At 64.0% G+C, this 26,964-nt stretch carries 23 protein-coding genes and 1 pseudogene; 10 read left to right on the top strand and 14 right to left on the bottom strand.

Going from position 1 to position 26,964, the window contains the following annotated elements:
* Positions 1-5: 5 nt before the first annotated feature.
* The 4 genes from CFR72_RS07080 to CFR72_RS07095 all read right to left on the bottom strand — a co-directional run bounded on the left by CFR72_RS07080 (position 6) and on the right by CFR72_RS07095 (position 3,790).
* The gene (locus tag CFR72_RS07080; protein ID WP_110913292.1) at positions 6-1,379 is read right to left on the bottom strand and encodes a PQQ-like beta-propeller repeat protein; all 1,374 of its coding nucleotides are present in this window, start codon (positions 1,377-1,379) and stop codon (positions 6-8) included.
* Positions 1,380-1,428: 49 nt separating this feature from the next.
* A complete protein-coding gene (locus CFR72_RS07085) occupies positions 1,429-2,127 on the bottom strand; it encodes a tetratricopeptide repeat protein (protein ID WP_110913293.1) in 699 nt (232 codons plus the stop codon).
* 223 nt (positions 2,128-2,350) lie between these two features.
* Positions 2,351-2,764 carry a hypothetical protein gene (locus CFR72_RS07090; RefSeq protein WP_146220672.1) on the bottom strand — a complete coding sequence of 138 codons (414 nt, stop codon included), beginning with the start codon at positions 2,762-2,764 and terminating at the stop codon, positions 2,351-2,353.
* 111 nt (positions 2,765-2,875) lie between these two features.
* The gene (locus CFR72_RS07095; protein WP_110913315.1) at positions 2,876-3,790 is read right to left on the bottom strand and encodes a glycosyltransferase family 9 protein; all 915 of its coding nucleotides are present in this window, start codon (positions 3,788-3,790) and stop codon (positions 2,876-2,878) included.
* 87 nt (positions 3,791-3,877) lie between these two features.
* Here CFR72_RS07095 and ygfZ point away from each other — a divergent pair, with 87 nt between their 5' ends.
* From ygfZ to CFR72_RS07110, 3 genes are all read left to right on the top strand, one after another.
* Positions 3,878-4,714, top strand: coding sequence for a CAF17-like 4Fe-4S cluster assembly/insertion protein YgfZ (gene ygfZ, locus CFR72_RS07100; RefSeq protein ID WP_110913295.1), 837 nt, complete (start codon positions 3,878-3,880; stop codon positions 4,712-4,714).
* Between the two features lie 64 nt (positions 4,715-4,778).
* Positions 4,779-5,195, top strand: a complete 417-nt coding sequence (hisI, locus tag CFR72_RS07105; protein WP_110913296.1) for a phosphoribosyl-AMP cyclohydrolase — start codon at positions 4,779-4,781, stop codon at positions 5,193-5,195.
* Positions 5,196-5,233: 38 nt separating this feature from the next.
* Positions 5,234-5,473, top strand: a complete 240-nt coding sequence (locus CFR72_RS07110) for a hypothetical protein (RefSeq protein WP_110913297.1) — start codon at positions 5,234-5,236, stop codon at positions 5,471-5,473.
* 114 nt (positions 5,474-5,587) lie between these two features.
* On the opposite strand, the gene lpxB is transcribed toward CFR72_RS07110, so the two are convergent.
* From lpxB to rpmI, 6 genes are all read right to left on the bottom strand, one after another.
* Positions 5,588-6,775, bottom strand: a complete 1,188-nt coding sequence (gene lpxB / locus CFR72_RS07115; RefSeq protein ID WP_110913316.1) for a lipid-A-disaccharide synthase — start codon at positions 6,773-6,775, stop codon at positions 5,588-5,590.
* Between the two features lie 320 nt (positions 6,776-7,095).
* The gene (gene pstS, locus CFR72_RS07120; RefSeq protein ID WP_110913317.1) at positions 7,096-8,133 is read right to left on the bottom strand and encodes a phosphate ABC transporter substrate-binding protein PstS; all 1,038 of its coding nucleotides are present in this window, start codon (positions 8,131-8,133) and stop codon (positions 7,096-7,098) included.
* A 57-nt stretch (positions 8,134-8,190) separates the two neighbouring features.
* The gene (gene pheT / locus CFR72_RS07125) at positions 8,191-10,653 is read right to left on the bottom strand and encodes a phenylalanine--tRNA ligase subunit beta (protein WP_110913298.1); all 2,463 of its coding nucleotides are present in this window, start codon (positions 10,651-10,653) and stop codon (positions 8,191-8,193) included.
* 3 nt (positions 10,654-10,656) lie between these two features.
* Entirely contained in the window at positions 10,657-11,727 is a 1,071-nt protein-coding gene (gene pheS, locus CFR72_RS07130; protein WP_110913299.1) for a phenylalanine--tRNA ligase subunit alpha, read from the bottom strand.
* Between the two features lie 204 nt (positions 11,728-11,931).
* A complete protein-coding gene (rplT, locus tag CFR72_RS07135) occupies positions 11,932-12,288 on the bottom strand; it encodes a 50S ribosomal protein L20 (RefSeq protein WP_003620466.1) in 357 nt (118 codons plus the stop codon).
* Between the two features lie 14 nt (positions 12,289-12,302).
* The gene (rpmI, locus tag CFR72_RS07140) at positions 12,303-12,506 is read right to left on the bottom strand and encodes a 50S ribosomal protein L35 (RefSeq protein WP_110913318.1); all 204 of its coding nucleotides are present in this window, start codon (positions 12,504-12,506) and stop codon (positions 12,303-12,305) included.
* 241 nt (positions 12,507-12,747) lie between these two features.
* Between rpmI and CFR72_RS07145 the strand changes: the two genes are divergently transcribed.
* From CFR72_RS07145 to CFR72_RS07170, 6 genes are all read left to right on the top strand, one after another.
* Entirely contained in the window at positions 12,748-13,479 is a 732-nt protein-coding gene (locus CFR72_RS07145; protein ID WP_110913300.1) for an SDR family NAD(P)-dependent oxidoreductase, read from the top strand.
* Between the two features lie 326 nt (positions 13,480-13,805).
* Positions 13,806-15,287 (top strand): mannitol dehydrogenase family protein, encoded by a 1,482-nt coding sequence (locus tag CFR72_RS07150; protein WP_233043032.1) that lies wholly within the window; start codon positions 13,806-13,808, stop codon positions 15,285-15,287.
* 176 nt (positions 15,288-15,463) lie between these two features.
* The gene (locus CFR72_RS07155) at positions 15,464-17,845 is read left to right on the top strand and encodes a glucose/quinate/shikimate family membrane-bound PQQ-dependent dehydrogenase (protein WP_110913302.1); all 2,382 of its coding nucleotides are present in this window, start codon (positions 15,464-15,466) and stop codon (positions 17,843-17,845) included.
* A 435-nt stretch (positions 17,846-18,280) separates the two neighbouring features.
* Positions 18,281-19,609 carry a cytochrome c gene (locus CFR72_RS07160; RefSeq protein WP_110913303.1) on the top strand — a complete coding sequence of 443 codons (1,329 nt, stop codon included), beginning with the start codon at positions 18,281-18,283 and terminating at the stop codon, positions 19,607-19,609.
* A 21-nt stretch (positions 19,610-19,630) separates the two neighbouring features.
* Positions 19,631-20,104, top strand: coding sequence for a (2Fe-2S)-binding protein (locus CFR72_RS07165; RefSeq protein ID WP_110913304.1), 474 nt, complete (start codon positions 19,631-19,633; stop codon positions 20,102-20,104).
* Positions 20,097-22,421, top strand: a complete 2,325-nt coding sequence (locus CFR72_RS07170; protein WP_110913305.1) for a xanthine dehydrogenase family protein molybdopterin-binding subunit — start codon at positions 20,097-20,099, stop codon at positions 22,419-22,421. Before CFR72_RS07165 ends, CFR72_RS07170 begins: the two co-directional genes overlap by 8 nt.
* A 187-nt stretch (positions 22,422-22,608) precedes the next feature.
* On the opposite strand, the gene CFR72_RS07175 is transcribed toward CFR72_RS07170, so the two are convergent.
* The 4 genes from CFR72_RS07175 to CFR72_RS07190 all read right to left on the bottom strand — a co-directional run bounded on the left by CFR72_RS07175 (position 22,609) and on the right by CFR72_RS07190 (position 25,900).
* The gene (locus CFR72_RS07175) at positions 22,609-23,709 is read right to left on the bottom strand and encodes a glycerophosphodiester phosphodiesterase (RefSeq protein WP_110913319.1); all 1,101 of its coding nucleotides are present in this window, start codon (positions 23,707-23,709) and stop codon (positions 22,609-22,611) included.
* A gap of 121 nt (positions 23,710-23,830) precedes the next feature.
* Complete coding sequence (locus CFR72_RS07180; RefSeq protein WP_110913306.1) at positions 23,831-24,577, bottom strand: acid phosphatase; 747 nt, start codon at positions 24,575-24,577, stop codon at positions 23,831-23,833.
* 168 nt (positions 24,578-24,745) lie between these two features.
* Positions 24,746-25,657: a polyphosphate kinase 2 gene (ppk2, locus tag CFR72_RS07185; protein WP_208629985.1), complete on the bottom strand. Its 912-nt coding sequence runs from the start codon at positions 25,655-25,657 to the stop codon at positions 24,746-24,748.
* Positions 25,658-25,714: 57 nt separating this feature from the next.
* Positions 25,715-25,900 carry a hypothetical protein gene (locus tag CFR72_RS07190; protein ID WP_146220673.1) on the bottom strand — a complete coding sequence of 62 codons (186 nt, stop codon included), beginning with the start codon at positions 25,898-25,900 and terminating at the stop codon, positions 25,715-25,717.
* 387 nt (positions 25,901-26,287) lie between these two features.
* Here CFR72_RS07190 and CFR72_RS07195 point away from each other — a divergent pair.
* Positions 26,288-26,964, top strand: a pseudogene (locus CFR72_RS07195) (hypothetical protein); the annotation flags it as partial.

Below are 26,964 nucleotides of genomic sequence, written 5' to 3' on the forward strand. Positions count from 1 at the left end.
CTTTCTCAACTATAGGCCATGAGGCCACCGCTGTTGTTGAGCAGGAGCATAAGCCCGTCAACAACAATCGGGGTCACGGTCACAATATCGGGCAGGGTATGCAGCGACAGGATGTGCCCCACTGCCGGGTCGATGATGACGACACCATTCTGCGGCAGGCTGGAGATGCACACCAGCTTCCCCCCAGCCAGCAGCGGGCCGGTCCAGACGACGCCGCCCTTCTGCTTGGTGCTGTTTTCATACTGGCGCAACTGCGTAATCCAGCGCACATGCCCCGATTCCCGGTCAAGGCAGGCCAGTTCCTCGTCCATCGACAGCAGGAAGATCCAGTCGCCGATCACGACAGGCGTGTTCTGCCCCGAAATCGCACGTTCCCACAGGCGCCGCCCCGAACGCATGTCGATCGCGACAAGGACCGAACCCGTGCTGATGGCGTACGCCGTGCCGTTGCTGATGACCGGCATGCCATGCACGCAGGAAAAATCGATCAGCGCCCCCTGCCCGTTGGAACTGGCCAGCGTATCGGCCCACACGACCTCGCCACCTTCGGCACGCAGCGCGACAAGGTCGCCCGATCCGAACCCGGCCAGCACGACGCCGTCCATCACGGCGGGCGCAGGCTGCCCCGCGATGATGGTGTCGGCCGACGTGGCGGTATAGGTCCACAGGATATCGCCATTGGACGCATTCACGGCAAACAGCTTTTCATCGATGGTGCCAAAGAACAGGCACCCATTGGCAAAGGTCGGCGCGGAACGTCCCGGCGTCCCAAGCTGCAGCCGCCATTTCAGCTTGCCCGTATGCGCATCCACCGCAAGCGCCTGCCCGATGCCATCGACCACATACAGCGTATCGCCATCAATGGTGATGCCACCGCCGATATTGTTCGACAGCATCTTCTTCGGCTTGGGGTTGTATTCCCAGACCTTGTGCATGCCGGGCCATGTAAAGGCACGGATCACGCCCTGCGCATCGGCGACATACAGCCGCCCGTTCTGCACCACGGGCGGCGACTGGATCATGCCGCGTCCCGACTTGCCAAGCGCGACATAGGACAGGAATTCAGGCTCCGAATTACCCGCGCCGATCCTGTGGCTCCACTGGTGCTGCATGTTGCCCGCCCATGCGACATTCACGCCGCCATGCCCGGGCGTCAGCCCCGGCTGTGGCCAGGCACTGATCGACGTGGCGGCGGGCACCGTCACGGTGGCGGTCGTCTCGTCCGTATCGACTGTAAGACCCGCACCGGTGCTGAGCACATCCGTCCGCCGCCCGATCAGCAGCGGCTTCTTCTTCGGCGTCCCGCCGGTACATTCCGCAAGCAGCGGCAGCATCGCCGCCCCAAGCAGGGCGCGTCGGCGGGTCAGGGTCTTTTTCATTGCGTTCACGCCTGTCGGGTGGGGGGGCCGTACCATGCCGGGGGAGACCTTATCCACCGACATGGCCGGTCCCCAGCGTCTGCAGCAGTCCGTCGGCACGGGTGCGCACCCCGTCGGACACGTTCATGTCCATGCTCAGCCGCTCCAGCCGGTGGCGGGCATCGTCCTCATGCCCCTGACGCAGATCCAGCAGCGCCTCGCACTCCAGCGCAAGGCCGCGCCATGGCTGCTGCGCCCCGTCAAGCAGGGCCAGCCGCGACCGCAGCATCGCGGGGTCGGCCGTATCGATCTGGTGCTGCACCCACAAAAGGCCGGCAAGCGAACTGATGGTGGGATCGGCGGCCTGATCGGCGTTCACCTGCGCCCACAGCGCCAGCGCCTGCGCGGTGTCGCCACTGTTGACCAGCAGGGCGGCGCGTTCCATCCGCGACAGCGCGCGCAGCGGCGGGCGGGCGGTCTTTTCCAGCGTCGCAAGCTGCGTCAGCGCGGTCTTCTGCTGTGCATTGAGCGCCACCACATCCCCGTCGGGCGTATGCGCCGTCGTCGCATTCCTGAGCGCCGCGAAATAGGCGTCGGCGCTGGCCTGGTCCGCCTGCTGCACGCGCCACGCATTATACTGCCACGCCCCGCCACCGATGCAGATGGCCACGACAATGACGCCCGCCAGCATCATGTAACGCCGCGCCAATGCGCGCAGCCGCTCGGCGCGCATTTCCTCATCGACTTCCCTGAAGATGTCGTCAGCCACGTTTAACCCGCTCTCCGCTTGCTGCCGTGCAGGATGCACGGCACCCGTCCCGCCGGGACGATCCCTGTCATGAAGGGCAGACCATACCTGTCCTGCGCGGCGACAGCAAACCCGGATGTACCGACCCTGCACCTGTCATGAGGCCCTGCCGCAACGCAGGTATCCCTATCACCTGCCCCTTCCGGTTGCGGACGCTCCTGCGCCCGCTCCACCCGTGGCGGGATCAGCGGGCAGCCAGATGGTCGTGGCCTTTTTTCATTTCCGCTGACAGGCGCGCGAACTGGTCGGATACCTGCTTCTGGACCTGGGCTGCGGACTCGTGGACACGGTGCATGCGCGCGCTGGCATCCGCGCTGATGGCCGCCTGTTCCTTCGTCGATGCCGCAGCCACGCATGTGGCATAGGTCCGGGCCGCCTTTTCATAGGCGTTGACCCGATCGACGCTGGCGTTGAAGCGCGACACGTCGGCTGAATCGACCTTTGGCGCGACCGGGGCCGCCCCACACCCCTTGGGCGTCCATCCTCCCGCAGCAGGCTGCGCCCACACCGCCACGGGGGACATCGGCCCCACCAATGCCGCAACCCCACACAGGGCCATGAAACCACGGGCCAGAAAACCGCCGCGCATGTCCATCATGATCGTCCTCGGACCTTTAAGAAAATTATGTTCGCACAGGGATGTAAAGGCACGACATGGCAAGAACGGGGCAATTCCCGCCCTGCCCCGCCATTGACGCGCGGCGCGCCTTTACCCTGCTTTCGCGACGTCCGCCAGCAGGTGCAGCGCCGCATCGAGGACATTTTTCACACCAAGGTCGCGCATGTCCGCACTGCCCGCCGGGCCGGGCGCAACCACATGGGCTACGCGACGCCCGCACGGGGCATATTCATCCGCGCGGCTTGGCCCGAACAGACCCAGCGTCGGCGTGCCTGCGGCGGCGGACAGGTGCATCAGGCCCGAATCGTTGCCCACGAACAGCATGCAGCGCTGCAGCAGCGCCGCGACCTCCGTCACGGACAGCCCTCCCCCGGTATCGAGGGCATCGCCAAGGGCCGAGATGACCCCCTGCGCCATCTGACGTTCGGTATCGCCCGGCCCATACAGGATCACGGGCCGCGCGGGTCCGTGGACGGCCACGAACGCATGCCAGAAGGCGACGAATCGTTCGGCGGGCCAGACCTTGCCCGCCCAGTTCGCGGTCGGGGCCAGTGCAACCCACGGTCCCTGTCCGTCGGGCAGCAGCGCGCCCGCACGCGCGCGTTCGGCAGCACTGGTCCAGACCACCGGCATGGGCGGCGGCGACAGGTCCAGCACACGCGCCAGGTGGGAAACACGCGCCCCCGGCCGTCGTCCCCCACGCATGCCGCGCCGGGTGGCGACACGCAGCAGGAACGGAATGACCGATCCGCGCAGATCCACGCACAGGTCCCACCGCGTTCCCACGCACTGCCGCCACAGATCGACCCAGTGCATGTCATAGGGCCGCTTGGTCATGACAATGGTCCGCTCCCGTTGCGGCATGTGCGCGAACAGGCCCGCCGCGACGGGGCCGCAGACAATGGTGAACCGCGCCTGCGGATATCGGTGCAGGAGATGGTCCAGCAGGCCGGTCGAGATCACGGCGTCCCCCAGACGGGTGGAGGTAATGAACAGGATGCGCATGCAACGGTGCATATGCGTCTTCGGCGGGGATGCCAAATCTCCGTTATCCCCTTGCCTGATGCCGCCCGTATCCCCACAGTGCAGGTCATGGTGAAGTATGCGTATCTGCCGGGCCGCGCGGTGCTGGCTGTCTCTGGCAGGGACCGGGTTTCGTTCCTGCAGGGACTTGTGTCCAATGACATGACAACCGTAACCCCCGCCCATGCCGCATGGACCGGATTCCTCTCCGCACAGGGGAAGTGGCTGGCGGATTTCTTTGTCTTCGCCGACCCGCATGGCGAACGCCTGCTGCTTGATTGCGATGCGTCACAGGCACAGATGCTGCGCCAGCGCCTCTCACGCTATCGCCTGCGCGCCGATGTGGACATCAGTGAAACCGGATACGCCGTGCATGCGGGATGGGACGGCGCGATGCCCGATGACGGGCGCTTCCCCACCAGTGCCGACCCCCGCCTGCCACAGGCCGGATGGCGAACGCTGCACGGGCATGCCGCGCCAGACACCACGGCGGATGACGTCGATTACGACCGCCATCGCCTTGCGCTTGGGCTGCCCGATGGCGTGCGCGACTGCGAGTCAGGGAAGACGCTGCTGCTGGAGGCCAATTTCGACCAGCTTAATGGCATTTCGTGGACCAAGGGATGCTATATGGGACAGGAACTTACCGCGCGCACCCGCTATCGCGGGCTGGTGAAGCGCCATCTCCTGCCGGTCGAGGGCACACGCGACCTGCCGCCCCCTGCGACACCCATCATGCATGAATGGCGCGAGGTCGGCGAACTCCGCTCCTCACGCGACCAGGTGGGCATGGCCATGATCCGCAGCACCCATATCCACACGCCGGGCCTGACGGCGGCGGGGCATCCCCTTGCCGTGCGCATGCCCGCATGGTTCCACCTGCCGCAAAAGGAAGGGGAAGGCTAGACACGCCGCGACGTTGCGGGCATGTGACAGGATGCATGTTCCCTCTACCGGATTGACTGATCCCATGGCCTATACCCCGCCCGACGCCGCCACCTGCGCCAGCATGATCGCCCAGGTCCGTTTCAACGATGACGGGCTGATCGCCGCCATTGCACAGCAGCATGACACGGGCGAGGTGCTGATGCTGGCATGGATGAACGCCGCAGCCCTTGGGGAAACGCTGCGCACGGGCCTGGTCTGCTACTTTTCACGCAGCCGCCAGGCGCTGTGGCGCAAGGGGGAGACATCGGGACAGGTGCAGACGCTGGTGGATGCGCGGCTGGACTGTGACCGTGACGCGGTCCTCCTGCTGGTGGATCAGAAGGGCGTGGCATGCCATACCGGACGGCGTAGCTGTTTCTTCAACGCCATGCGGCCCGAGGGGCTGGTGGTGATTTCGCAGCCACAGATCAGCGCGGACGAACTGTACAAGCACGGCTGAGCCCCCTCGCCCACCACCGCAGCAGGAAAGGAGATCCCATGCCCGCTGACCTTCCCCCGGAACAGGATCCCCGCGCCAAGCTGGCCTGGATCATCCTGACGATTTTCCTGACCATCATGCTTGGTGGATACATGGTCATCTCGCAGGTGCGTGCGCTTGTGAATGCACAGGTCGAACTGCCACAGCAGCCTGATGGCGACAAGCCGACGCCGCCCCCCACCCCGGTCGCGCCCTCAGGCAGTCCGCAGCCGTCCAAGACACCCAACAGCGCGCAGTAACAGGCATCAGGCAGCCGCCCGCGCGCTGCCTGAAATGCGCCATGTGCAGCATCGTGCAATCATAAGAACGTTTCGGGCGAGGCTTTTTTCCAAAAAGGCCGCGCCCCCACGTCCTTATTTTCCAGCACCCTGTGACACATGCAGCAGGTCGAGGATTTCATCCGCGGCGGCGGCGGTCGGGTCGCCCTGCGGGCCGTGCAGTGTGGCGATGATGTCGCGAAACCCGGCCCGTTGCATGCGCGCGCTGTGCCCGTCCGTCAGCAGGCGCACGATGGTATCGGCCAGCAGGTCCGCCCGGCAGCGTTCCTGCAGCAGTTCAGGCACAAGGCGATGCCCCGCCAGCAGGTTGACCATCGCGACATAGGGCACCCGGATCAGGCGGCGCGCAATCGCGGCGGTCACGGGATTGACGCGGTACGTCACCGCCATGGGCACCCCGGCTAGCGCGAGTTCCAGCGTGGACGTGCCGGATTTGGTCAGGGCCGCACCCGCCGCGGCAAAGGCGTCGTGCTTGTCCTGCAGGTCGGTCACGATGATGGGCCGGACGGGCCAGTCCGCGACGCCCCGGCGGATGGTGTCGGCAATCACCGGGGCCACGGGCACCACCGGCACGATGCCGGGGCAGCGTGACCGCAACTGGCGCAGCACCTCCCCGAACACCGGCAGCAGGCGCGGGGCCTCCGAACGGCGACTGCCGGGCATCAGCACCAGCACGGGCGCATCCTGCGCGATACCATGGCGCGCGCGAAACGCCGCCCCATCGCCCGTATCCGCCCCGGACTGCACCACCGGATGCCCGACAAAGCGTCCCTCCACCCCATGTCGGGCGAAAAAAGCAGGCTCGAACGGCAGAAGGCAGAGCATGCGTTCCCACAGGCCGGGGAACCTGCGCACACGATGTTCCCGCCATGCCCAGACCTGCGGCGCGACATAATGGACCCGTGGCACCGACAGCGCGGCCACCCGCCGCAGCAGGCGCAGGGCAAAGCCGGGACTGTCGATCGTGATGATCAGGTCGGGGCGGATCGCATGGATATGCGCCACCGCCTGCTCCAGCCTGCGCGACAGGAAACGCAGGCGCGGCAGGACCTCCACCAGTCCCATGACCGCAAGGTCCCGCATGGGAAATTCGCTCCGCAGGCCTGCGGCCTCCATCCGTGCGCCGCCAACCCCGACGAAACGCAGGTTTGGGTCACGTCGCGCCAGTTCGCCCATCAAGCGCGCACCCAGTACGTCGCCGCTTGCCTCCCCCGCCAAGAGCCAGATCGTCCGCTGTACCGTGGAAGGGGTCGGTGGTGTCATCAATGCCTGTTTTCCCGGAAGATGGTTGCGCCATGGTGCCATATCCGTGCCCGTCATGCCGGCTTCATGGTCTTTTTTTCAGATGCGGTCGTTAATTACCGATGGAGCATCTCAAGGCTCTGCCCTGAAACCCGCCAAAGGGTATTACCCTTTGGAAACCATGATTTATCCAATGAACTGGTGGGCAGGTTCGATATCCCCCGGTTCGTTGAAAGGAGCATTTCGACACGCAGTCATCATCCAGAAGTTTTTGGTGAAGCTTTTTCAAAAAGCTTCGGGAAACCCTGCCTTTTTGAACAAAGTCCGCACCTGCTCCCACGCTATTCCTGCTTCAGGAAGCTTTCGATCCCGGCCTTTACGTCCTGTGGCAACGGCACATATTGCAACTTGCGCGCCGTATCGTCCCCGCGCTCGAATGCCCATACAAAGAAATCGCGCACCGCCCGTCCCCGCGCGCGGTCCGTGGGATCGGTGGGGATCAGGACATAGGTCGCCGACATGATCGGCCATGCCCCTTCCCCCGCCGCGTCAAGGATCTCGACACGGCGTGTCGCGTCGTCCTCCCACTTTGCGGAGCGGGCAGCGGCCTCGAAACTGTCGTTATCAGCAGCGACATCTTCGCCATGGCTGTTGCGCATCCGCGCCATGACCATGTGGTTCCCCGCGGCATAGGCATATTCGAGGTAGCCGATGCTCCCTTCCGTATTGCGCACGGCGGCGGCGATGCCGTCATTGCCCCGCGCGCCCTCGCCCACCGGCCACTGGATCGAGGTCCCGGCCCCTTCCTGCGCCTTCCATTGCGGCCATGACTGTGAAAGGTAGGTCGTGAACACGAAGGTCGTGCCCGACCCGTCGGCACGGCGCACGGGTGCGACGGGAATGTCCGGCAGGGCAAGCCCCGGATTGACGGCGGCAATGCGCGCATCATTCCATGACGTGATTTCCCCGTCATAGATCTGCGCCACAAGCGCGCCCGTCAGGCGCAACTGGTTATCCGCAATCCCCGGCAGGTTGATGACGGGAACGATTGCCCCCATCACGGTGGGAAACTGCGCCAGTCGGGCATCCTTCAGCGCCGTGGCCGACATGGGCGCGTCCGATGCCCCGAAATCGACCGTGCGGGCGCGCGCTTGGTTCTGCCCCGCACCCGACCCGATCGTCTGGTAATTCAGGGTGATGTTCACATCCCGCGCCGCGTCCTCGCCCCACGCGCCATAGATCGGCGCGCCGAAACTGGACCCGGCCCCCGTGATCGCCGTGGCGCCCGCCGTACTGGCATATCCCGCCACCAGGACGGCAAGCCCCGCCCCGATCCATCCCCCTATGGCGCGCAATGGAGTCTCTCCCTTGATGGACATGCGGATGACAGATGCATGGACGCGACGGGACACATCGCCCCGTCGCATCACCCACATTCAGCCACGCAGTTCGGCATTGCAGGTTTTCTGTGCCGCGGCAATCACGCGTGCGCAGACGGCCTCGATATCCGCATCGGTCAGGTTGCGGTCGATGGGCTGGATCGTGATCTCGATGCCCATGGACTTGTGGCCTGCCGGGATCTTGTCACCCTCGTACACATCGAACAGGCTGACGGCGGAAATCAGGTTGCGTTCAGCCCCCCTGACGGCACGCAGCAGCTTTTCCGCCGGAACGTCGCCTGCGACGATGAAGGCGAAATCCCGGTGCAGGGGCTGGAACGGCGACAGGTTGGGCACCGCGCGGCGACGGCGCTTGGGTTCAGGGACGTCCTCGATGAAGGCCTCGCACCCCACCACCGGCAGGTCGATCCCGCGTTCGGCCAGCAGTGCTGGATGCAGTTGCCCGAAATAGCCCAGCACCAGCTTCGGCCCCTGACGCACCGTGCCGGACCGGCCCGGATGGTAATGCGCGGGCGCGTCAGGCGTAATGCTCAGCCCCTCCATCGGGGCACCGGCGACACGCAGCACCTCCAGGATATCCGCCTTGGCCGCCCACAGGTCCACCGGCATTGCCGCATGGCCGGGGGTGCGCGCCGAATGGCCGCTGCGGATGGCCGCTGCGATCTGCCGCTGCCCGGCCTCGCCAAAGCCTGCGCCGATTTCAAACAGGCCCAGGTCGGGATAGCCGCGCGCCGCGTTGTGATGCACCGCGCCCAGCAGGTTCACCAGCGGCGTGGGCCGCATCTGGTCCAGGTCGGCGGCAATGGGGTTGAGCAGGTGCAGGCTTTCGGGCGTTTCACCAAAGGCCGCGGCCTGTTCATGCGCGACGAAGGAGAAACCGACCGTCTCCAGCAGGCCACGCGCGGCCAGATGCCGCCGTGCAGCGGCCGCGCGCACCTGCGCGGGCGTCAGCGCGGGCACCGGCACGGCGGACAGCGGCGGCAGGGATACCGCCGGGATTGCATCCATGCCCTCAAGCCGCAGGATCTCCTCGATCAGGTCCACTTCCGAATCCACGGCCATCGCGCCCTGCGCCGCGCGGGCGGCCTGCTCGGGCGGCAGGTCACGCGCCTGGTCCAGCACCATCGGCGTCGCGATGTCGTTGCGCCATGACGGGACGCTGACGACCACATGCTCCGCATCACGCTCGCGCACTTCAAAGCCCAGCCCTTCGAGCGAGGCCACGGCCCGGTCCGGCACAACCGTCAGGCCGCCCAGCGTCCTGATGCGCTCAAAGCGCAGGTGCGCGTCACGCTGCCATGCCGGCGCGCTCCCGGCGGAGACGACCTCGCTGGCCTCGCCCCCGCACAGGTCGATGATCATGCGTGTCGCGGCCTCAAGCGCTGCGGGCGGCAGGGCCTGGTCCACACCGCGTTCAAAACGCTGGCGCGCGTCGGAATGCAGGTTATGCCGCCGTCCGCTCAGGGCGATATGCACGGGATCGAACAGCGCACATTCGACAAAGACGTCGGTCGTCGCCTCGTCCACGCCGGTGGCCTCGCCCCCCATGATGCCCGCCAGCGACTGCACGCCATTGGCGTCGGCAATCACGCAGTCATCCACCGTCATGACATGCTCGCCCCCGTCAAGGGTGCGCAGCGTCTCGCCTGCGCCACGGCAGACGGTCAGGACATTGCCCCCCACCTTCGCCACGTCGAAGACATGCAGCGGGCGACCAAGGTCGAACGCGAAATAGTTGGTGATGTCCACCAGCGCGGAAATCGGGCGCAGGCCCACGGATTCCAGCCGCCGCTGCAGCCATTCCGGGCTGGGTCCGTTGCGCACGCCACGGATCGTACGGCCCAGCACCCATGGGCAGGCCTCGGCAAAGCTGTCGGCCCATGTCAGGGGCGAGACAAAGCGCCCCTCCACCGTTTCGGCCAGCCAGGGTTTGAGCGTCCCCATCCCCGCCGCCGCCAGGTCGCGCGCGATGCCACGGATGGCCAGCGCATCGCCCCGGTTCGGCGTGATGGCGATTTCGACGACCGGGTCATCCATGTCCGCGAACAGGGCATAGGACTGCCCCACCACCGTACCGTCGGGCAGTTCGGCAATGCCGCCGGTTTCCTGCCCCAGACCCAGTTCGCGCAGCGAGCACAGCATGCCGCCGCTGGCCTCGCCGCGGATCTTGCCGGCCTTGATGGTGATGTCGCTGCCGGGGATCCATGTGCCCGGCGGGGCGAAGATGACCGACAGGCCCGCACGTGCGTTGGGCGCGCCGCAGACGACCTGCACGCGCTCGAACCCCTCGCCCGCGTCAACCTGGCAGACACGCAGGCGATCGGCGTTGGGATGCTGCTCCGCCGTGAGGATGCGCGCGGTGCGGAACGGGGCGAGGACCGCGCCGCGATCCTCGATCCCCTCGACCTCCAGCCCGATCGTGTTCAGCCGCGCACACAGTTCCTCCAGCGTTGCCGTGGTGTCTAGGTGTTCACGCAGCCATGACAGTGAGAACTTCATCGATCACAGACCTTCATGCAGCAGGGCGGGAGACAGGGGGCTGGTTCCGTAATGGCGCAGCCAGCGCACGTCGCTGTCGTAAAAGGAACGCAGGTCGGGAATGCCATGGCGCAGCATCGTCAGGCGCTCGATCCCCATGCCGAACGCGAATCCCTGCCACTCCCGCGGGTCGAGGCCGCAGTTCGCCAGCACGCGTGGCTGCACCATGCCGGAGCCGAGGACCTCCAGCCAGTCATCGCCGCCACCGATCTGCCCCGTCTTGCGCGACCAGCCGATATCGACCTCCATCGACGGTTCGGTGAACGGGAAGTAGGACGCACGGAAACGCACCGGCAGGTCAGGCTGCGCAAAGAAGGCACGCAGGAAATCCGACAGGCAGCCCTTGAGGTGGCCCAGCGTGATGTCGCGGTCGATCACCAGCCCCTCGCACTGGTGGAACATCGGCGAATGGGTTGCGTCATGGTCGGCGCGGTAGGTGCGGCCCGGCGCGATGATGCGGATGGGCGGTTCATGCGCCAGCATGGTGCGGATCTGCACACCTGATGTCTGGGTGCGCAGCACGCGCTCCACCGTGCCGCCTTCCTCCTGCGGGAGGTAGAACGTGTCCTGGTCCGTGCGCGCGGGATGGTGCGAGGGTGTATTGAGGGCGGCGAAATTGTGCCAGTCGGTCTCGATATCCGGGCCTTCAGCAACCTTGAAGCCCATCGACCCGAAGATCGCGGTCATTTCCTCGATCGTGCGGGTGATCGGGTGCAGCGTGCCTTCGGCCTGCGGGGCGGCGGGCAGGGTTACATCGACCCGTTCGGCAGCCAGGCGGGCATTGAGGGCCTCGGCCTCCAGCGCCTCGCCCCGGGCCGCGATCTCGCGCGAGAGTTCGTCGCGCAGGCGGTTGAGCGCGCTGCCGCGGACCTTGCGCTCCTCGGGCGACATCCGACCGAGTTCCTTCAGCAGGCCGGTCAGGCGCCCGGACTTGCCCATCGTCGTGACGCGCACCTCGTCCCATGCCCGCAGGTCGGGTGCCGCGGCCAGCGCCTTGAGGGTGTCTTGCTTCAGGGTTTCGAGATCGTCACTCATGCTACCTCGCACAGGCTCACCGGACAGGCAGGCCGAGGCGCATTCGACAAATGGCGGCCATGCCGGTCATGGGGTTACGTGGGGCGGGACCACGGCGCTGCTGTCGCGCGCCGGGATGCGCCCGGGGAACTTAAAAACAAAACGGGCCGCCCGGCAGGACGACCCGTTTTGCGGACCTGTCACCACACGGGGTGGATGACAGGTTCAGGCCAGAGCGGCCTGCGCCTTCTTGACGATTTCGGCAAAGGTCGCCGCGTCGTCGAACGCGATGGCGGCCAGCACCTTGCGGTCGATCTCGATCCCCGCCTTGTCCAGACCGTTGATGAAACGGCTGTAGGTCAGGCCATGCTCACGCACGGCGGCGTTGATGCGCTGGATCCACAGGGCGCGGAATTCACGCTTCTTGTTGCGACGGTCGCGATAGGCATAGCGAAGGGCCTTTTCCAGCCGTTCGAGCGCAATGCGGTAGTTGGTGGAAGACCGGCCACGGTAACCCTTAGAGAGTTCCAGAACCTTCTTGTGACGGGCGTGTGAGGTAACGCCCCGCTTGACGCGTGCCATGTGTCAGATGCTCCTTATGCCAGCCCGTAGGGCGCCCACTGCTTCACAGTGCGGCCATCCATTTCCGTCATGGTCTGCGAACCGCGGTTGGTGCGCTTCATCTTCTGCGAACGGTTGATAAGGCCGTGACGCTTGTTGCCGGGGCCAGCCAGCACCTTGCCGGTCGCGGTGATCTTGAACCGCTTCTTGACCGACGACTTGGTCTTCATCTTGGGCATTTTCATCTCCATCGTTTTTTCACGCGCCACCTGCCCAACGGACCGGCGGAAACATGAACGTGACATTGCGGCCGGGCATGCCCCTGAATCAGGCCCGGACGCGCGAACATCGCTGCCTATAGACAACGCCGCGACACCAATCAAGCCCTGATCCACCACGGCGCGTTGTCTCCCCCATGGCGCGCGCCTATAAGGTGACGGCAACAGGGGGCGGACAGCCCCCGGACGGAAGGAAACGAGCATGACAGCACGACGTGTGGCGATCGTAACCGGCGGCAGCCGCGGAATTGGCGCCAGCATCGCCGAAGCCTTGGCGAAGGACGGGTTCGATATCGCGATTTCCTATGCCCGCAACGCGGCGGCAGAGGACGAGACGGTGGCGCGGATCACCGCGCTGGGCCGCACGGCGCGCGCCTATCGCGCGGGCGAAGGCGATGGCGCGGCACGGGACATGATCGAACAGGTCGTGCGTGACTTCGGACGGCTGGATACGCTGGTGTGCAATGCAGGCATCTATCCCTATGCCCGGGTGCAGGACATGACGGTGGAGCAGGTGGATGCGACACTCGGCCTGAACGTGCGCGCAGTGATGCTGGAGACGATGGCCGCCGTGAAGCACATGAAGCGCGGCGGGCGCATCATCCTGATCGGTTCCGTCTTTGGCGAGCGCGCACCCTTCCCCGGCATCTCGCTCTACAGCGCGACCAAGGCGGCGCTGGGCGGCTTCGTACGGGGCGCCGCGCGCGACCTCGGGCCGGAGGGCATCACCATCAACGTGATCCAGCCCGGCCCCATCGATACGGACATGAACCCCGCCAATGGCGAGGGCGCGGACATGCTGCGCGGTTTCCTGTGCGTGCCGGAATATGGCAAGCCCGCCGACATCGCCTCCATGGCGGCGTTCCTCGCCCGTCCCGAAAGCGACAACATCACCGGCGCGGCCCTGAACGTGGACGGCGGACTGGCCGCCTGACCCACTTCCCCCGGCCATGCGGGCCGGGGCACCTGCCTGCATGCCACCCGATGGGATGCGGGCGGGACATGGGCTGCGCGGCGGCAGGAAATATGCCATTTCCCTATTTCCAATATCTGCATGACGCATGAAAAACGCCCCGACAACATCCAGCAATACTTCGTAATGCCACCCCGCCGCGTCCCGCCATGCCCCAAATCCTGCCAACGCCCGTCGCCCCTGTCCCCTCCCTTCCGAAAACCGGCGGCAGGCACATCACTTTCGCGGGTTGTCACGTTTTCCATTTCTGATTAGGCGTCGTGAATACTTTGCCGTGGAAAATGGTCATGACCATACTCAATTCAAATACCCTGCCCCACCTGCCGCCGGAGATCACGATTCCGTCCTATGACCGTGCGAAGGTCACGCCGGGCATTGCGCATCTGAGTGTCGGTAATTTCCACCGCGCGCATGAAGCCGTCTATGTCGAACACGTGCTGGGCCGTCCCGGTCAGGCGGACTGGGGCATCGTGGGAATCGGCCTGATGGACAGTCCGGCCGAAACGGACAAGGCCGACGCCATGAAGGCGCAGGACGGCCTGTATTCCCTGACGGTCTGCGCGCCCGACGCGCCCGACACGGTGCATGTCATCGGCTCCATCGTTGAATATGTCCATGGCCCCGCCGATCGCGCCGCCGTCATCGCACGCCTGGCCGATCCCGCGATCCGCATCGTCAGCATGACGATTACCGAGGGCGGCTACTACATTGACGAAAATGGTCATTTCCCGCTCGACCTGCCCGTCATTGCCGAAGACCTGAAACGCGACGTCCCACACTCCGCCTTTGGCGTCCTGACCGAGGCGCTGCGCCTGCGCCGTGACCGCGGCGTCGGGCCGTTCACCATCCTGTCGTGCGACAACCTGCCGCAGAATGGCCATGTCGCGCGCACCGCCGTCCTGTCATGGGCGCGCGCCCGCGATGTGGCGCTGGCGGAGTGGATGGAAGAGAACGTGACCTTCCCATGCACCATGGTGGACCGCATCACCCCGGCCGTGCGTCCCGATGACGTGCGCCGCCTTGACGCCGCAAGCGGGCTTGACGATCGCATCCCCGTCTTCTGCGAGGATTTCATCCAGTGGGTGATCGAGGACAAATTCTGTGCGGGCCGTCCCGAATTCGACGCGGTGGGCGTGCAGTTCACGGATAACGTCCATCCGTACGAGGAAGTGAAGCTGCGGATGCTCAACGCCTCGCACTCGCTCCTCGGCCTGTCGGGCGTGCTGTCGGGATATCGCATCGTCAGCGACATCATGACCGACATGTATGAGGTGGCGCTGGTGGAGCGCTACCTTGCCTATGACGCCGAACCGCTGCTCAGCGCGCCGCCGGGCATGGCATTGCAGGAATATGGCGCGCTGCTGCTGCGCCGCTTCCGCAACCATGCGATCAGCGACCAGTTGCTGCGCATCGCCTCGGACAGCACGTCAAAGCTGCAGATGTTCGTCCGTGAAACCGCGATGGGGGTGCTGGCGACGCACCGCAACCCCGTCCGCATCGCGTTCCTGATCTCATGCTATCTCGAATATCTGCGTGGGCGTGACGACAATGGCGCGACCTACCCGATCGTGGAACCGCACCTGAGCGCGCAGGACCGCGCCCTTGCCACCGGCGCGGACATTGACGCCGCACTGGACATGACGGTGTTCGCTGGCTGGGGCCTTGCGGACTCCGAAGATTTCGTCACGCGCTATCGCACGGTCCGGCAGTCCATTCGCGCGCATGGAACACGCCACACACTGGCGGAGGTCGTCCTCACGGCGGAATAACCCTCCCCCCCACCCTCCTTTCATGATCCGTCGCCCACCCCGCCTGCCATACCCCCATGGCGGGGTGGCCTGACACGTCATCGTCAAAAATAACCTCTTGACCTGAGGCCGCTTTATAAGCTGTCTCCTTGGGCAAAGCCGTCGCACGCCTTGTTTTTGCTTTGTTCAGGATGATCATGAATACGCCCCCTTCCCATCCCGGCCCCGGTCGCACCCCCACGCTCCTTCTCGTCATCGCCGTGTGTGCGATATCCGGTCTTTATCTACTGGGGGGTGGCCTGTGGCTGGCCGTTCTGGGGGGCTCTTTCTATTATGTCATCGCCGGCGCCGCGCTGCTGGCGACGGCATGGATGCTGTGGATACGCTCCCAGACCGCACTGACCCTCTATGCCGTCCTGCTGGCCGGCACGATGATCTGGGCCGTGCGGGAGGTCGGGTTCGATTTCTGGGCCCTTGCCCCGCGTGGCGATATCCTGGTGCCGATCGGTCTCCTGTTCTTCCTGCCCGGCGTGACGCGCGCGCTTTCAACGCAGACCCGGCCACCGCGCCTTGCACTAGGGGCCGTCATCGCGGCCGCCGTGGCCGTGGTCGGGATCGCCCTGACGCAGGATCCGCAGGATATTGCGGGCGACCTGCCCCCCGTGGCGCAGAACGCCCCGACGCCGGGGGATGCGAACGAAATGCCCGACGCGGACTGGCAGGCCTATGGCCGGACGGAATTCGGGGACCGTTTCTCTCCGCTCAAGCAGATCACGGCCGCCAATGTCAGCAAACTGAAGGTCGCATGGACCTTCCGCACCGGCGACATGCGCGGCCCCGGCGACCCGGGCGAGACGACGGACGAGGTCACGCCGATCAAGATCCGCGATACGGTCTATCTGTGCTCCCCGCACCAGATCCTGTTTGCGCTTGACGCCGCCACGGGCAAGCAGCGGTGGAAATTCGATCCGCAGATCGTCCACAACCCGACCTTCCAGCACCTGACCTGCCGTGGTGTCTCCTACCACGAGGCAAAGGCCGACGCCGATGCCGCGCCTGCCGAATGTGCGCAGCGCATCTTCCTGCCGACCAATGACGGCCGCCTGTTCGCCCTTGACGCGCATAGCGGCGAACGCTGCCACGGGTTTGGCAAGGACGGGGAGATTGACCTGAAGGACGGCATGACGGTCAAGACGCCGGGATTTTACGAACCCACATCCCCGCCGGTCGTGACCGACAGCATGGTCATCGTCTCTGGCGCGGTGACGGACAATTATTCCACGCATGAGCCATCCGGCGTCACGCGCGGGTTCGACGTCAACACCGGCGAACTGAAATGGGCGTTCGACCCGGGCAACCAGGACCCGAACGAAATGCCGTCCGAGCAGCATCATTTCGTGCCCAATTCGCCCAATTCGTGGATTACGGCGTCCTATGACCCGCATCTGGACCTGGTCTATATTCCCATGGGCGTGCAGACCCCCGACATCTGGGGCGGAAACCGCAATGCGGATGCCGAACGGTATGCCAGTTCGATCGTCGCCCTGAACGCATCGACCGGGAAACTGGCCTGGAGCTACCAGACCGTTCACCATGACCTGTGGGACATGGACATCCAGGCACAGCCCAGCCTGGTGGATATCCGCAACGCGGACGGCGAAATCGTCCCCACCCTGTATGCCCCCGCGAAAACCGGCAATATCTTCGTGCTTGACCGTCGCAATGGCAAACTGGTGGTCCCTGCCCCCGAACGCCCCGTCCCGCAGGGTGCGGCGCCGGGCGATCACCTGTCGGCGACGCAGCCCTTCTCCGAACTGACATTCCGCCCGAAGAAGAACCTGACGGATGCGGACATGTGGGGCGGCACGATGTTTGACCAGTTGATCTGCCGCATCATGTTCCATCAGCTCCGCTATGACGGGCCGTTCACGCCGCCGTCGCTACAGGGTACGCTGGTGTTCCCCGGCAACCTGGGCATGTTCGAATGGGGCGGCCTTGCTGTTGACCCGGTCCGGCAGATCGCGATCGCCAACCCGATCGCCATCCCGTTCGTCTCCACCCTGATCCCGCGTGGCCCGAACAACCCCGCAACCCCGGACAAGTCCCTGCCGTCCGGCAGCGAAAGTGGCGTGCAGCCGCAGTTCGGCGTCCCCTATGGCGTGGACCTGCATGCGTTCCTGTCGCCGCTGGGCCTGCCGTGCAAGCAGCCTGCATGGGGATACATGTCGGGCATCGACCTGCGCACGAACAAGATCGTGTGGAAGCACCGCAACGGCACGATCCGCGACAGCGCACCGCTGCCGCTGCCGTTCAAGATGGGCGTGCCCAGCCTTGGCGGGCCACTGACGACCGCAGGTGGCGTGGCGTTCCTGACCTCCACGCTGGATTATTACATCCGCGCCTATGACGTCACGACCGGGAAGCAGTTGTGGCAGGACCGCCTGCCCGCCGGCGGGCAGTCCACGCCCATGACCTACTCCGTCAACGGGCGTCAGTTCATCGTGACGGCCGATGGTGGCCATGGATCGTTCGGCACAAAGATGGGCGATTACGTGGTCGCCTACAGCCTGCCGGAATAACAACCGGCACCCATGATATGCCGGGGACGACAATCCGTGTCGTCCCCGCTTGACCCGGCGGCGCGCGTCTGTATATAAGCGGATATAGACACAGCCCGCCGGGAAAATTCCTCTCCCGCGTATCGTGCCCCATCTGCCATCAGGCCCCTGTAAACGCCACTTATTCAGGCTTTTACAGAAGATTTCCTATGGGGTATAAAAATCCAAATAAGTCTTATAGGCGTTTTCACCTTACGTTGGGTGGAAGCCCTTGACTAGGAAACAGAAGACTTACTGTCCGCCGCGAGGAGGAACGCCGATGCGCGTCCTGCCGATCCGGTGCCGGAAGGCGGCATGCACATGCATGCTGATTTCGTTGTTTCTGAAGACGTAGCGCCGAAACTCGGGGCGGATGATACGGGGTGATCTAATGACTTTCACAACCGCGAGAACATCGTGATTAAACGCATTGCAGCAGCGATTGTGGGAATCGGTGTCGCCGGAGGCGTCGGATTCCTTGCTTACGCGTGGTATCCGGAGATTTCTCCGGTCGCACCGCCACCTCCTTCCTCTTTCAGCAAGGCGCAGATCGAACACGGCCGCGTGCTCGCCGCTGGCGGCTACTGCGCGGAGTGCCATACCCGCACCGATGGCAAGCGCGGGATCGAACTGGCTGGCGACTACAAGATGGATACGCCCTTTGGCGCCATCTTCTCTTCCAACATCACGCCAGACCCGGAAACCGGTATCGGCCACTGGTCCGAAGCGGCGTTCAAGCGGGCGATGCGCAAGGGCATTTCGCGTGACGGCACGCAGCTGTTCCCTGCCTTCCCGTTCGACCATTTCACACACATGACGGATCAGGACATCGACGATGTCTATGCGTTCCTGATGACGCGTGAGCCGGTCCATTCGGTCAAGCGCGAAAACACGGTCGCCTTCCCGTTCAACATCCGCCTCGAACAGGCCGGGTGGAAGCTGCTCTTCCTGCATGAAGGGCCGCTGAAGAACAACAACGCCAAGGATGCGGAATGGAACCGTGGCGCGTACCTGGCCGAAGGGCTGAGCCACTGCTCCGCCTGCCATACGCCGCGTAACGCCATGGGCGCGGAAAAGAGCAGCGCGCCTTATGACGGTGCGCCGGTCGATAACTGGATCGCGCCCCCGCTCAATGAACACAACCCGACCCCGGTCGTGTGGACCGAGGACGAGTTCTTCAAGTACCTGCGCTATGGCTCCGCCCCGCTGCATGGCAGTGCCGCGGGCCCGATGTCGCCGGTCGTCCATGGCGGCCTGAGCGAGATGCCGGAATCCGACGTGCATGCCATCGCGCACTACCTTGCGGATATCGACAAGGCATCAAGCCGCGTCAGCGAGGATCCCAAGGCCATCGCCTGGGCGATGAAGGCCTCCATGCGTGACCTGGTTGGCCCGAAGACGGACCCGAACGCACGGCTGTATGCCGGGGCCTGCGCCGCATGCCACGCCAATGCCGGCCCGCAGCCTGTCGAAGGCCGCCCGGACCTGGCGCTGAACAACGCGCTGTGGCTGGATGAACCGACCAACCTGTATCAGGTGATCCTGCACGGAATTGGAACGACGGAAGGCATCTCCACCGCCTCGATGCCGAGTTTCTATCATTCCTTCTCCGACGCGGACCTTGCGCGTCTGGCCGCCTACCTGCGCGCCACGCGGACGACCCTGAAACCCTGGACCGACCTTGAGAAGAAAGCCGCGGATGTCCGCAAGACGCTGGCTGCCTCTCCTGTCGCCTCTTCTCATTGAGATGAAAGACGGAGCTAGAACATGACGACCTTTCACCTCAATGGACGCGAAGTCACCGTTGACGTCCCGGAAGATACCCCCCTGCTGTGGGTGATCCGTGACGAAGTCGGCCTGACCGGGACGAAGTTCGGCTGTGGCATCGGCATGTGCGGTGCCTGCACCGTGCATATCGGCGGCCGCGCCACCCGTTCGTGCATCACGCCCGTCAGCGCCGCCGAAGGCGCTGACATCACCACGATCGAGGGACTCGACCCCGAGGGCAAGCATCCCGTGCAGGTTGCCTGGCGTGAACTGCAGGTGCCGCAGTGCGGTTACTGCCAGTCCGGGCAGATCATGCAGGCCGTCAGCCTGCTCAAGGATTATCCCTCCCCCACGGATGAGGAAATCGACGCGGTCATGGCCGGGAGCCTGTGCCGCTGCATGACCTACATTCGCATACGCGAGGCCATCAAGAAGGCCGCGGCAGCCGCACGCGGAGATTCGTCAAATGGGTAGACTGAACCGTTTTCTTACCGGAAAAGGCTCCGGCGCCGGACAGGGACTGTCCCGGCGTGGCTTCCTTGTCACCTCGCTGGGGGCTGGCGTCATGTTCGGCTTCGCCCGGCAGGCCTCGGCCAACCAGATCTTCCCGCTTGACAAATCCGGCCCCGGCGACGGGGCGTTCGAGCCGACCATCTGGTGTTCGATCGCGCCGGATGGGGAAATCACGGTCAACATCATCCGTGCGGAAATGGGCCAGCATATCGGCTCCGCCCTTGCCCGCATCATCGCGGACGAGATGGAGGCCGACTGGGAAAAGGTGCGTATCAATTACGTCGATACCGATCCCAAGTGGGGCCTGATGGTGACCGGCGGAAGCTGGTCGGTATGGATGACGTGGGATGTCTTCCGCCAGGCGGGTGCGGCAACGCGCACGGCGCTGGTGGAGGAAGCCGCGCGCCTGCTCGGCACGACGCCGGACAAGTGCACCGTCAGCCAGAGCATCGTGTCCGCCGCCAACGGCAAGCAGATCAGCTTTGGCGACATTGTCGCACAGGGACATCCCAGCCACTCCTTCACGCCCGAAGAGATGGCCAAGCTGCCCCTGAAGCCCGCGAGCGAGCGTCGCCTGATCGGCAATTCCGAACTCAAGAAGGCGCTCGACATTCCCGCCAAGACCACGGGCGAGGCCATCTATGGCATCGACGCGAAGGTCGAGGGTATGGTCTATGCCCGCCCGAAGATGCCGCCGACGCGCTATGGCTCCAAGGTGCGTTCGGTTGACGACAGCGAGGCGCGCAAGATCAAGGGCTATATCCGTTACCTGAAGATCGATGACCCGTCGGGCGTCGTGCAGGGATGGGTCGTGGTGCTCGCCAGCAGCTATGCCGCCGCCATCCGGGCGACCGACGCGCTGAAGGTGGACTGGATCCCCGGCGAGACCGCCCATGTCAATGAGCGCGACATCCAGGATCGTGGCCGCGAACTGATCAACCACAAGGAAGGTGGCGTCTACGTCTTCAACGACGATGGCGTGGATCAGGCGTTCAGTTCGGCCCATACGGTCATGGACAAGGAATATACCTGCGCCTCCGTCCTGCATTACCAACTGGAGCCGACGAACGCCCTCGCCTTCGTCAAGGATGGCGTGTACGAGATCCATGCCGGCAACCAGTGGCAGTCGCTGATCCTGCCGACACTGGCAAAGGCGCTGGAAGTTCCCGAAAGCAAGGTGCTGCTGCTCAGCTACCTGCTGGGTGGCGGGTTCGGGCGTCGCCTGAACGGGGATTACATGATCCCGGCCGCCCTTGCCTCCAAGGCGCTGGGCGGCAAGCCGGTCAAGCTGATCCTGACGCGTTCGGACGATATGGTGTTCGACTCCTTCCGCTCCCCTTCGGTGCAGCGGGTGCGCATGGCGTTCGATGCGTCCAACAAGATCACCGCCATGGATTACCAGGCGGCGGCCGGTTGGCCCACCGGCGTCATGGCCGAAGCGTTCATGTCCAAGGGCGTGAATGACGTGCCGTATGACCAGTTCGCCATCGCCGGTGCCGATCACTGGTACGAGGTCGGTGCATTCCGCGTGCGTGCCCTGCGCAACGACCTGGCGGAAAAGACATTCCGTCCCGGCTGGCTGCGTTCGGTCAGTCCCGGCTGGACCAGTTGGGGGGTGGAATGCTTCCTTGATGAAGTCGCCCATGCGCAGAAGAAGGATCCGGTGCAGTTCCGTCTGGACATGCTGACGGGTGCGGGCCGCAACAAGGGCGAGGCCCCCGATGCGGTCGGTGGCGCGCTGCGGCAGGCTGCGGTCCTGCGTCGTCTGGCGGAAAAGGTCGGCTGGGGCAAGCAGAACCTGCCCAAGGACACGGCGCTGGGCATCTGCACGACGGCGGGTCAGGAACGCGGCATGCCGACATGGATTGCATGCTGTGCGCAGGTTCACGTGGACCGTTCCACCGGGGTTGTCCGCTGTGAGAAGCTGACGATCGTGGTGGATGCGGGCACCGTGGTCGATCCCGATGGCGCACGTGCCCAGACCGAGGGCGCGGCCCTGTGGGGCCTGAGCATGGTTCTGTTCGAAAACACGGAAATCGTGAACGGACAGCCTGTGGACCGGAACCTGAATACCTATACCCCGCTGCGTATCGCCGATACGCCGGAAATGGACATCGAGTTCCTGCCGAGCACCGAAAAGCCGATGGGTCTGGGTGAACCCGGCACCACAGTGGTCGGGCCGGCCATCGGCAATGCGATCTTCAATGCTGTCGGGGTGCGGTTGCGTCATATGCCGGTGCGTCCGGCGGACGTCCTGCGCGGGCTTCAGGGAAGCTGAACCTGCTCCTGACAGGATCTATGAAAAGGGGGCTGGCGCATCATGTGCCAGCCCCCCTTTTTTTCTGTTATGCCCGTGAAAGTTCAGCCGAGCATAAAGAGATTGTTAAGAAATAAGGGATTTCGGGTGCTGCTTTGAAGCTTTTTGAAAAAAGCTTCACCAAAAACTTCTTATACTTAACGCGGGATTACATCCGCACGGCCTGGCGGCCAAGTGCCGGATCGTCGGTGAAAAACCCGTCAAGCCCGAGATCGAGGTAACGCCGGATTTCCGCAATCGATCCTTCGGGATTGCGGGCATTGTCCCCCATCGCATTACGCAGTTGCAGCGGCAGGAAACAGTTTTCCGGACGGAACGTATAGGAATGGACCAGCAGCCCCGCCCGATGCGCATCCTCGATCAGGGACGATGGCGCAAGCCATGCCCCGGCCCCGTCACGCGGGATGATATCGACATTCGACGGACCGATGACATCGGCGTACTGCCGCACGTCACGCAGGGCCGCAGGCGTCATCAGGTCGCCAAATGTCGCCCCATGGCCTGACGCCACAAGGTCGGGCACCCGTTGCGTACGCTCCCCCATCAGGAACATCAGGCGCGCCTGCGGGTTGATCGCCTTGACCCTGCCATACAGCATCTTCAGGTTCGTGGTTTCAAAGGACTGCACCTCCAGCGGGCAGTAGCGCGTATATTCGTGCGCCCCGATCACCTGCAGGAACGTTTCCTCCGGCGTCTGGCCGAGCTTGTGGAAATGCGTCGAGTTCTTGATTTCAGGAATCAGGCCGATCACACGTCCCCGCGCGGCAGCCTCCGCCGCGACGAAATCAATGACCTCCTCGAACGTGGGGATATCGAAATGCCCGTCATAGCGCGTGTTGTGCGCCCGCACCGCAGGCAGGCGTTCGCGTGCGCGCAGGGTCTTGAGTTCCTTCAGCGTGAAATCCGTCGTGAACCACCCCGTCTCCGACACGCCATCAATGACGATAGTGCGTTTGCGCGATGCGAATTCCGGGTGATCCGCCACATCCGAAGTACCCGCGATGTTACTTTCGTGGCGCGCCACCAGTACGCCGTCGCTGGTGGGAACCAGATCGGGTTCGATATAGTCGGCCCCATCCGCAATGGCCTTGGCATAGGACGCCAGCGTATGTTCCGGACGCAGGGCGGACGCGCCCCGGTGCGCCATCACCAGCGGCACTGGCGCCAGGGATGGTGCGGCATGACCCGGCCGCACCGAACACATCACCGCGCCCCCCGCCAGTATGAGTGCGTGCCTGCGTGTCAGCATGGCCTTGTCCATCAGTCTTTTTTCCAGTTCCAGCCCCGGTTTCACGATAACGCGGCGGGGGTCTCTTGGTATGTACATGAACGCAGGTGGGGAAAGACGCGCCTTTCCCCGCACGGTTCCATCACAGGGGCGAATGGGTCGCGGCGTCATGCTCGATCGCGCAGGCCTGCGCGTTGGGCCTGGAGGCAGCCTGACGCAGACCCTCCAGTTCCGTCCGCGCGGCATCCAGATCGGCACGGAATGCCGGATTGCCATGCATGGCGGCAATATCCGCCGACCCGGTCACGTATCCTTCCAGCACGTCGCTGGCCCAGTGCACGCCACAGACGATGCGGCTTTCACCGAACACGCGCCCGCGTTGCAGGATGTCCGTTGACCGGTCCGGCAGCAGTTCCGCCAGCACCAGCGCCGTGCTCCAGCCCAGAATCGTATGTCCCGACGGATAGGCCCCGGACGTGGCCAGATGGGCGCGATCCGATTCCGTGCAGATCGGCTGGTCATTTCCCACAAAGGGACGCGGGCGGTGCCATGTGGATTTGGCGTAACGCGTCGTGGCACGTTCACTGGCATCCATCCGGGCGATCAGCGCGACAAGGCGCGGTGCCTTGCGGGCATCAAGCGTAAACCCGGCAGCACAGGAATAGCTGCGCAGCAGGGATTCCATGCTCAGGTCCGCATCGGATGTCGCCAGCGCCCAGCGTGCGCCCCCTTTCAGTCCGCGTGTGGACTGAAAGGCATGGTCGTCCGCCGCCTGTCGCGCCGACCCCGCCTGCGGCGGAGGCGGCAGGTATTGTGTCGCATCAGGCTGCGTCGCGGGCGTCAGGTATCCCGCGTCAGGCGCTTTCGCAGGTGCCGACGTCCGCGCCATGCAATTTCCGGAAGCCATGAACAACGACGTGCACAGCACTGATAGTAGATAATGTTTCCGCATAACATCTCACAATAATGAAATCACGATAACGCGCCACATACAGACCGCAGCCCCGTGGGACTGCCGCCAGCCACCATACGGAGGGTGACATGCCCGCCTGCTTTTTCAATACAATTCCGGAACAATCATGTCATCAGGAACAGGCTGGCGGATATAATCCGGGCTGAAGACACGTTCCGGCAAGGTCACTTCAGGTCTTTCCACATCCTGGTAGGGAATCTGCGACAGCAGGTGGCTGATGCAGTTCAGGCGCGCCTTCTTCTTGTTGACGGCCGGGACGATCCACCATGGTGCCTCCGGGATGTTGGAGCGTTCCAGCATGATTTCCTTGGCCAGGGTATAGGCTTCCCACCGCCGGCGGCTTTCAAGATCCATCGGGCTGAGCTTCCACTGTTTCAGCGGATCTTCCATACGGGCGCGGAATCGCAGTTCCTGTTCATCGTCGGAAATTGAAAACCAGTATTTGACGATCTGGATCCCGCTGCGCACCAGCATCCGCTCGAATTCCGGCACGGAGCGGAAGAATTCCTCATATTCCGCGTCGGTACAGAAATTCATCACCAGTTCGACGCCTGCACGGTTGTACCAGCTTCGGTCAAACAGCACGATTTCACCCGCGGCAGGCAGGTGGCTGACATATCGCTGGAAATACCATTGCGTGCGTTCGCGGTCATTGGGGGCAGGCAGGGCGGCAACGCGGCATATGCGCGGGTTGAGGCGCTGCGTGATCCGCTTGATGACGCCGCCCTTTCCCGCCGCATCGCGCCCTTCGCAGATCACGACCAGACGATGCCCGGTTTCCTTGACCCAGTCCTGCACCTTCACCAGTTCGCCCTGCAGTCGCAGAAGATCGCGAAAATAGGTCTGCCGGAAGTCCAGCGGATCGCACGCCCGGCCCGAGCCAAGGCGCGCATCGTCAAGTTCAAGCTCGATTTCTTCATCAAGGTCATCGAGGATTTCTTCACGCATGCGGATCTTGTCCAGCATGCCGCGATCGTGACCGGGCGTATGGCTCATACGGGAACCTGCTCCGCTGTCAGACGGCGCCGCAAATGCGCAACCCACGCAGCATGTTCAGAATTCGTCGTGGATATAGGCATCCTCGTCATCCACAGGCGCACCATCGCAAGAGGAAAAATCCTGTGAAAACGGCGGCATGTTTCCGGCATCCACATGCCGACGCCCCTTCCATACCAAGACAAGCGCGGGACGCCATTCCTCAATGAAGTCCTGTTTCTTTTCACGTGACGTATCCTGCATGATCCATCCTTTGCCGACCAATGGACCAGCGGACCATAGTCCTGATTTTCCTTGGGGAATGTGAACGTTTTCTGAAAGAATGTTTCGATTTCAAAACTATTAATGTCGCCACGGGCGGGGAACCTCCCCCGCATCCGCGCGATATCCATCCGGACCGGCGCATGGCAACGCACACCAGATCCTTGCCCTTGCCTGCATGGCCGGTCCTGTTGCGACTTTCTTGTTGCAATTGATATTCGTTTGCAATATGAAAAAGGAACTCACGGCGTATCAGACAGTTCCCCAACCGTCGATTTCCCAGCCCTACCTCCGTGAAAACTCTGCGGCATCGCCCACCTGCCTGCGGGCGATGCCGCATCTTTTTTTCCGTGCAGGGATCAAGCCATCATGCCCGAAACCACAGGATGCAGCCCGGACTGGCACCTTGAACATTCCCGCCCCGCCCTGTTCCTTGATTATTTCAACCCGCGCACGTCCTTCGCCGCACAGGCCAACACACTGGCCACGCGGTTCCGCGATATTCAGGCATTGTGTAACGAGGGCGAAAACCCACCCGAACTGACGCGCCTGCGCAATGAACTGGCCTTTCACCTGGTCAAGATGTCACGCTGGTGGGGATTCGATTTCTGCCCGCGCGGTGTCACCGATGTCCGCAACCCGCTGTTCATGACCTATGTAAAGGCGCATATCGAACATTCGATCGAAGATGAAAGCCTGTTCGACCTCCTGACGGTACAGCGCCACATGCATGCGGGCGATGCGGGGCATCTGCTTGTGCTGGGGCAGGAAACCGGCGCGGACCCGGCATTGAGTGTACTGTTCGGTATCGACGGGCAGCGTGGATTCCGTTTTGCCATCGGTTCGGTCGGCCTTGCCCCCTTATGGAACGGACAGACCTATCCCGATTTTGCCAGCATGTGGCTGTCGGCGCGGGCCGTGCATGCGCTGATCGCGGACAGCCACGCGAGACTGTGTAGAATTTTGTGCGGTGGCACTTTTTCAGGCCATTGGGAAACGATCATCGAACATGATGGCGAGCTGGCATCTGACAGCATACCATTCGC

Source organism: Gluconacetobacter entanii (assembly GCF_003206495.1).
Classification (GTDB): Bacteria; Pseudomonadota; Alphaproteobacteria; order Acetobacterales; family Acetobacteraceae; genus Novacetimonas; species Novacetimonas entanii.

What these genes read in the sequence shown, in the direction of transcription:
- CFR72_RS07080 (WP_110913292.1), bottom strand. Translation starts at nt 1,379, where the DNA reads ATGAAAAAGACCCTGACCCGCCGACGCGCCCTGCTTGGGGCGGCGATG.
- CFR72_RS07090 (WP_146220672.1), bottom strand. Translation starts at nt 2,764, where the DNA reads ATGATGGACATGCGCGGCGGTTTTCTGGCCCGTGGTTTCATGGCCCTG.
- CFR72_RS07095 (WP_110913315.1), bottom strand. Translation starts at nt 3,790, where the DNA reads ATGCGCATCCTGTTCATTACCTCCACCCGTCTGGGGGACGCCGTGATC.
- ygfZ (WP_110913295.1), top strand. Translation starts at nt 3,878, where the DNA reads ATGGTGAAGTATGCGTATCTGCCGGGCCGCGCGGTGCTGGCTGTCTCT.
- hisI (WP_110913296.1), top strand. Translation starts at nt 4,779, where the DNA reads ATGGCCTATACCCCGCCCGACGCCGCCACCTGCGCCAGCATGATCGCC.
- CFR72_RS07110 (WP_110913297.1), top strand. Translation starts at nt 5,234, where the DNA reads ATGCCCGCTGACCTTCCCCCGGAACAGGATCCCCGCGCCAAGCTGGCC.
- lpxB (WP_110913316.1), bottom strand. Translation starts at nt 6,775, where the DNA reads ATGACACCACCGACCCCTTCCACGGTACAGCGGACGATCTGGCTCTTG.
- pstS (WP_110913317.1), bottom strand. Translation starts at nt 8,133, where the DNA reads ATGTCCATCAAGGGAGAGACTCCATTGCGCGCCATAGGGGGATGGATC.
- pheT (WP_110913298.1), bottom strand. Translation starts at nt 10,653, where the DNA reads ATGAAGTTCTCACTGTCATGGCTGCGTGAACACCTAGACACCACGGCA.
- pheS (WP_110913299.1), bottom strand. Translation starts at nt 11,727, where the DNA reads ATGAGTGACGATCTCGAAACCCTGAAGCAAGACACCCTCAAGGCGCTG.
- rplT (WP_003620466.1), bottom strand. Translation starts at nt 12,288, where the DNA reads ATGGCACGCGTCAAGCGGGGCGTTACCTCACACGCCCGTCACAAGAAG.
- rpmI (WP_110913318.1), bottom strand. Translation starts at nt 12,506, where the DNA reads ATGCCCAAGATGAAGACCAAGTCGTCGGTCAAGAAGCGGTTCAAGATC.
- CFR72_RS07145 (WP_110913300.1), top strand. Translation starts at nt 12,748, where the DNA reads ATGACAGCACGACGTGTGGCGATCGTAACCGGCGGCAGCCGCGGAATT.
- CFR72_RS07150 (WP_233043032.1), top strand. Translation starts at nt 13,806, where the DNA reads ATGACCATACTCAATTCAAATACCCTGCCCCACCTGCCGCCGGAGATC.
- CFR72_RS07155 (WP_110913302.1), top strand. Translation starts at nt 15,464, where the DNA reads ATGAATACGCCCCCTTCCCATCCCGGCCCCGGTCGCACCCCCACGCTC.
- CFR72_RS07165 (WP_110913304.1), top strand. Translation starts at nt 19,631, where the DNA reads ATGACGACCTTTCACCTCAATGGACGCGAAGTCACCGTTGACGTCCCG.
- CFR72_RS07170 (WP_110913305.1), top strand. Translation starts at nt 20,097, where the DNA reads ATGGGTAGACTGAACCGTTTTCTTACCGGAAAAGGCTCCGGCGCCGGA.
- CFR72_RS07175 (WP_110913319.1), bottom strand. Translation starts at nt 23,709, where the DNA reads ATGCTGACACGCAGGCACGCACTCATACTGGCGGGGGGCGCGGTGATG.
- CFR72_RS07180 (WP_110913306.1), bottom strand. Translation starts at nt 24,577, where the DNA reads ATGGCGCGGACGTCGGCACCTGCGAAAGCGCCTGACGCGGGATACCTG.
- ppk2 (WP_208629985.1), bottom strand. Translation starts at nt 25,657, where the DNA reads ATGAGCCATACGCCCGGTCACGATCGCGGCATGCTGGACAAGATCCGC.
- CFR72_RS07190 (WP_146220673.1), bottom strand. Translation starts at nt 25,900, where the DNA reads ATGCAGGATACGTCACGTGAAAAGAAACAGGACTTCATTGAGGAATGG.